We start from the raw sequence: 5,801 nt of genomic DNA on the forward strand, positions 1-5,801 counted from the left end.
TCTTGGGAAGCCCGCACCGTATGCGTAGCATTGGTGTCGGGAGGATGTCACTGCCCACCAGACTGTCTACATCAGGGGTTTCAATACCCATGAAAACCAACACAAACTCCGCTTTCACCATCAGTTCAATCAGTTCATCATCTTCGGCCAGGTTGAGTGAAGCTTCCGTGATCAACTTGAAGGGATATTTGTGCTGTTCCATCCAGGGAATTAGTTCTCGCAAAAAGACTTTGGCATTGCGCTTGTTGCCAATAAAGTTATCGTCCACGACAAAAATGTAACGTCACCACCCCATTTCATACAGCCGATCAAATTCTTTCAGCATCTGCTCTGGAGTTTTTGTGCGGGGTTTGCGACCGTACAGATTGATAATGTCGCAGAACTCACACTGGAACGGACAGCCCCGTGAGAATTGGACGGTGATCGCCAGGTAAGCATCCAGATCCAGTAAGTCGAAGCGAGGAATTGGGGTTTGGGTAACATCCGGTTTTTCAGCCGATCGGAAGATGCCCGTTTCATCACCCCGCTCCAAAGCTTCCAGAAACATAGGAATGGTATGTTCTCCTTCGTCCAGGATCAGGTAATGGGCACCGGATTCCAGGGCAAATTCAGGAACGGAAGTAGGGAAAGGCCCGCCAACGGCCACCTTTTTGCCTAGTGCAACTCCTTTTTGAATCAGTTCTCGGAAATCCTGACGCTGGATAATCATGGCTGAGATTAGGACTAAGTCGCACCAATTCCAATCCTCATCGGTTTCACAGCGAACATTGCGATCGACAAAGCGAATTTCCCAATCGGTCGGTAACATTGCGGCCACGGTAATCAAACCCAAAGGCGGATTGGTAGAGCGAATCCCTGCCATATCCAACGTTTCTTGGTACGACCAAAACGAGTTCGGCATGATGGGCCAGAGCAATGAAGCTTTCATGATTAACCCTCCGGTTTTATTGGCTTCTTTTGTCAATTCTGTTCAATGAACTGGCCTCGGCTGGGGTGCGTTCCCAATGGCCCCTGGGGTGCCCATTGATTGAACTGGAGCGATACGCAGATGGGCGATCGCAACTTGGGTTGAGAGATTCACCTGCACACCTGAGACAAGGCGGTATGCCAGTGAGATGTTCCTTTATGCAAAAGTTAAAAAATCTATTGCGGTGAGTATACAACGGCCAGAGGGACACCAGGATAGAAAAAGCCTTCAAAATTCTCTATAGGAGCTATGGAACAGACTATTCCTTAAAAAAGTAGAAGGACAAATCCCCAGAGTGGGCTGAAACAACTTACTTCAGGCGATCGGGATCAATACCTAACTCTCGCAGTGTTGCCTTTAAAGCTGGCACTTCTTGTTCCGTCCGTTGTCGTTGCTGCCGTTCCTGTTCTGCGATCAGACTTTCCTCTACAGCCCGTCCCCGGTAATAAACCACCGCCTTGTCCAACAGATTCCACGCTTCTTTTACGAGATAACTCGTCGGTATCATTGCTACGGTATCCTTAGTAGTAATCAAACTTAAAAACTGCTGTCCCCAATCCTGAAACTGCCCTCTCTATCAGCCTGTTGCTCCTGCAACACACCTCAAAAGAGACCAGTTTCCTATCAGTCTCTAAAAATTACGAAATTAAACCAAGTCCAGCTAGAGAACGGTCGTTTTCGTATAAAAGAAACAACGGTTCTGGACTTGGATAAGGTTTAAATAGCCGCCCTCAGTAGATCCGTGGAAATCAACTCTGGATAAAACCGTCATGAGTCATGAGTTCCCGTAGGGTGCTGCTAGCGCCAGCGTAACGCACCGATCAAATGGGAATCACCTGTTATGTCATTACAGCTAATGGCTAAGAATCAATGGCGATCATGATTCTGAATTGTGTCAGTCCACAGATCGTGAATGAATTAAAACAACACCCTGGTCTTTAAAAAAGAATTCTCCTGACCTCTGAAGCTAGAGGGCTGAGGGTAGGAGCAGTTTGAAGCAGGCCAGAAAGAAAGGCGATTCGTCTAGCTGCATCACTGTACAGGTAAACACCTCTTTCTTCTGGAGGAAATGCACCTTCTCACTCTAAGCTAATGGGTTTCCCCGTTGACCTTAGTAAATTCTTAGTAAGGGAGTGGGGAGGAATAGCAAGAAACTGATGAAGATTGATAGAAACGGGACGAGAAGAGTTGAGAGCTCAGTTCCTCGGCTTTCTGCTGTTTCAGAATAAAGATTTTGTAATGTGTGATAGAAATCACGGCGATCGCCCCTGAACATCATAGGCAAGCCGCCCTCAGCATCACCAATCAGACTGGGCAATCACCGGATACTAAAGAAGTCGAGTTCCCCCGTCATCTATGTCTACCCATCGTTTTCCTGTTATGTTCCTGGAACAAGTGGTAAACCGGATTCTGAGTTCTCGCTAGATCACCCACGAAGATCAGCATTTGTTACTCCTGTGCAGGAGGCTCACCCCACAGGAGGAAGTATTGATCGATCGAGTCTTTGATAGACTGCATCGGGGATTGCTCAAGGTAGTCGATTAAAAGCCATAGGCTACCCCTTCGCCGCGCGGATCTGCTGCTCCTTCCAGGATCCCCTCCGGCGTTCGGACGATCGCATTGGCATTGCCCCACCCCGATCGCTGTTGAATTCGCTGCCCTCGTCGCTGCAACTCTGCCAGGGTCAACGGATCAAAACCAAACGTTTCGACTATCACCTGATCCGGCAACCATTGATGATGCAGTCGAGAAGACGCTACTGCCCGTTGCGCATCCATACCGTACACCAGCACATTTAAGACGATTTGCAAAACAGTTGTGATAATTGTGCTGCCACCCGGAGAACCTGTGACCAGTCGCAGTTGACCTTTTTCTGTGACGATTGTGGGGGTCATGCTGGACAGAGGCGTTTTACCAGGGGCGATCGCATTGGCATCTCCACCCACTAAGCCAAAGGTATTGGGCACATCCGGAGCCGCTGCAAAATCATCCATTTCGTTATTCAACACAATTCCCGTTCCAGGCGTGACAATTCCCGCCCCAAAGGAGAGATTTACGGTAAAGGTGAGGCTAACGGCATTCCCCAGCTTGTCCACCACACTCAGATGACTGGTATCGCCCGATTCCTTGGAGTGATTCAGTCGTTGTATTAAAGCTGGATCCGCCGCCTGAACCTGACTGGAAGGACGGGCCTGCTGCAGATCAATTTCCTGGCGACGTTGCTGTCCATAGGCGGGACTGATCAGAGCAGCCACTGGAACCTTGACGAAGTCTGGATCTCCCAGGTATCTGGCCCGATCGGCGTAGGCAATTCGCATCGTTTCGATTAGCAGATGTAAAACATCGGGACTGTGCCAACCCCAACCCTTTAAATCCGTATCCCCTATCATGTTCAGCATTTGTAATAGATGCACACCCCCTGAAGAGGGAGGCGGCATGGAACACACGCGGGCCATGCAAAACATACCGCACACCGGTTCCCGCCAGATGGGACGGTATCGTTGCAAGTCCTGCAAGGTGATTAAGCCACCATTGGTCTGCATATCCTGTGCGATTGCTTGAGCAATCCATCCCTGATAAAAACTTTGTGGATTCTGAGCGATCGCTCGCAAGGTTTTGGCTAAGTCCTGCTGAATCAACCTTTCCCCGATCTGCAAAGGATTGCCATTTCGAGTAAAAATCCGCCGAGCCGCTGGATTTTGTTGCAGCGTCTGTTGACGGGCGATCGCGGCAGCCATTCGGGAACTGACGACGAAGCCCCGATCGGCCAGCACGATCGCTGGTTGCACCACCATTTTCCAGGGCAACTTCCCGTACTGACGATGCACTTCATACAATCCGGCTACCGTACCCGGCACCCCCACAGCCAGATACCCATCCGTACTCAAATTAGGCCGTACCCTGCCCTGTGCATCCAGATACATATTCCGGGTGGCGGCCAGGGGTGCCCGTTCGCGAAAATCCAGTGCTCGGATGGTTCCCGTCTGGCCCGATCGCAACAGCAGAAATCCCCCTCCCCCAATTCCCGCCGAGTAAGGCTCGGTCACTGAAATGGCAAAGGCGGTGGCCACAGCAGCATCCACAGCATTGCCCCCTGCTTTAAGCATTTGTAGGCCAGTCGCACTGGCCAACGGGTGAGCCGACACCACCATTCCCCGTTTGCCCTGGTTTAGAGCAGGTGAGTCTTGGGCTGGTGAAGCAAAGGGTAAAAGAAGGGTTGAGCAAACCAGTGTAACGGAGAAGCAACATAGCCGGACGAGGGATTCCATTTGCCGATCGCGCATATTAAAAATCAGGACAATCCTTTTCACCCTACACCTGAAAGGACTTAGGGAATCAGAAAGTCTAGATGCTCCCAGGGAGTTGGCTTAAGTCTTTTGCGTATCCCTGGAGTTACGGGTTCGTACTGCGTGATCACCTGTGATAGGGTAGTCGCGGCATAACAATTCAAATGTAGCGACAGGAGTTTGGTTGAATAATGGCGCAAGGCGTGGAGCAGGAGGCGCAAGGTAAAACAATCGCCGGATCCAGACCCTTACTTTGGATGGTGGTTGTCAGCACGATAATTTTGTTTGTGTGCAGCAGTGTACGTCATCTGCTGTTTCAGTCGAATGCCTGGGATCTAGGAATTTTTGATCAACCTCTATATCTCCTTAGTCAAGGGTTGCCACCGATTTCAACGATCGTCAATGTGCATATTTTGGGCGACCATGCAGCCTGGATTTTCTATCCCCTGTCGTTGCTGTATCGGATCTACCCCAGTGTGTACTGGTTATTTGCCGTGCAGGCGATCGCGCTCTCAGTCGGAGCCATCCCCACCTGGCATCTGGCACGACAGGCAGGCTTGAAGCAAGGAGTAGCGAATGCGATCGCGGCAGCTTACCTGCTCTACCCCCTGATTTTCAACCTGAACCTGTTTGATTTTCATCCTGAAGTGATCGCCCTGCCCCTGGTATTGACCGCAATTTGGGCCGCACGAGCTGATCAAATTGGTTGGTTTACGCTCTGTATCTGGATTGCTCTGGGATGTCGAGATGCCTTATCGCTCACGATTGCCGCAATGGGCCTGTGGTTGTGGGTATTTGAAAAGCGGCGGGTGTGTGGCGTGATCGCCTTCTGGTCTGGTCTGGTCTGGTTCATTATCGCCACTCGAATTATCCTGCCCCACTTCCAACCTGCTGGAATTCTGGGACTGTCCTACTATGCTGAATTTGGCCGATCGGTTCCCGAAATTATCATCAGTCTGATCCTGCGACCTGATCTGGTACTCAAGCGATTGCTAACTTTGGCGAATCTGGAATACTTGCTGCTGTTGTTCGCGCCCCTGGGTTGGGGCTTGTCTCTGGCCTACCTCTCAACTCTGGTAGCCGCCTTGCCGCAATTGGCCTTGAATCTGATTTCTGACAGTGCTGTTCAGAAGAATTTGATCCACCAATATTCCCTGCCGATTCTGCCATTTCTCCTCGTGATGGTGATCGCCTCCCTAGCCGACCAACGCTCCTGGATTCACAACCCCCGATCCATTCTGCTGTGGGCCTTAACGGCATTTGTAGCTCTGGCTCAGGTGCCTCTGTTTGGCAGTCGTTATCTCGGTACGCTGGATACCTGGTCAGCCAGTCGTACTGCGATCGCCCAAATCACCACTTCAGATCCAGTTCTGGCTCCTGCCGCTCTGGTGCCCCATCTTTCTCATCGATCCCTGATTCACGCGATCGGTACTTCCGCAACCCTACCTCTGAACAATTACACCTATCTCCTATTGAATGCCCGTTATCCCGGTAAAATCAGTAACTCTCAAGTGGTCAACCAGTTAATCCAGCAAGCCAGCCGTGAT

General features: G+C 50.6%; 4 protein-coding genes and 1 pseudogene. 1 reads left to right on the top strand and 4 read right to left on the bottom strand.

Going from position 1 to position 5,801, the window contains the following annotated elements:
• From ACUVQO_RS22125 to ggt, 4 genes and pseudogenes are all read right to left on the bottom strand, one after another.
• Nucleotides 1–268, bottom strand: a pseudogene (locus tag ACUVQO_RS22125) (hypothetical protein); the annotation flags it as partial.
• Nucleotides 269–283: 15 nt separating this feature from the next.
• Nucleotides 284–928: a B12-binding domain-containing radical SAM protein gene (locus ACUVQO_RS22130; protein WP_445927985.1), complete on the bottom strand. Its 645-nt coding sequence runs from the start codon at nucleotides 926–928 to the stop codon at nucleotides 284–286.
• Between the two features lie 349 nt (nucleotides 929–1,277).
• Entirely contained in the window at nucleotides 1,278–1,502 is a 225-nt protein-coding gene (locus ACUVQO_RS22135) for a hypothetical protein (protein ID WP_445927986.1), read from the bottom strand.
• Between the two features lie 1,006 nt (nucleotides 1,503–2,508).
• On the bottom strand, nucleotides 2,509–4,278 hold the full coding sequence (gene ggt / locus ACUVQO_RS22140; RefSeq protein ID WP_445927987.1) for a gamma-glutamyltransferase: 1,770 nt from the start codon (nucleotides 4,276–4,278) through the stop codon (nucleotides 2,509–2,511).
• A gap of 167 nt (nucleotides 4,279–4,445) precedes the next feature.
• Between ggt and ACUVQO_RS22145 the strand changes: the two genes are divergently transcribed.
• Nucleotides 4,446–5,801, top strand: a 1,356-nt coding sequence (locus tag ACUVQO_RS22145) for a DUF2079 domain-containing protein (protein ID WP_445927988.1), incomplete at its 3' end; no start/stop codon positions are given.

Source organism: Leptodesmis sp. (assembly GCF_052746595.1).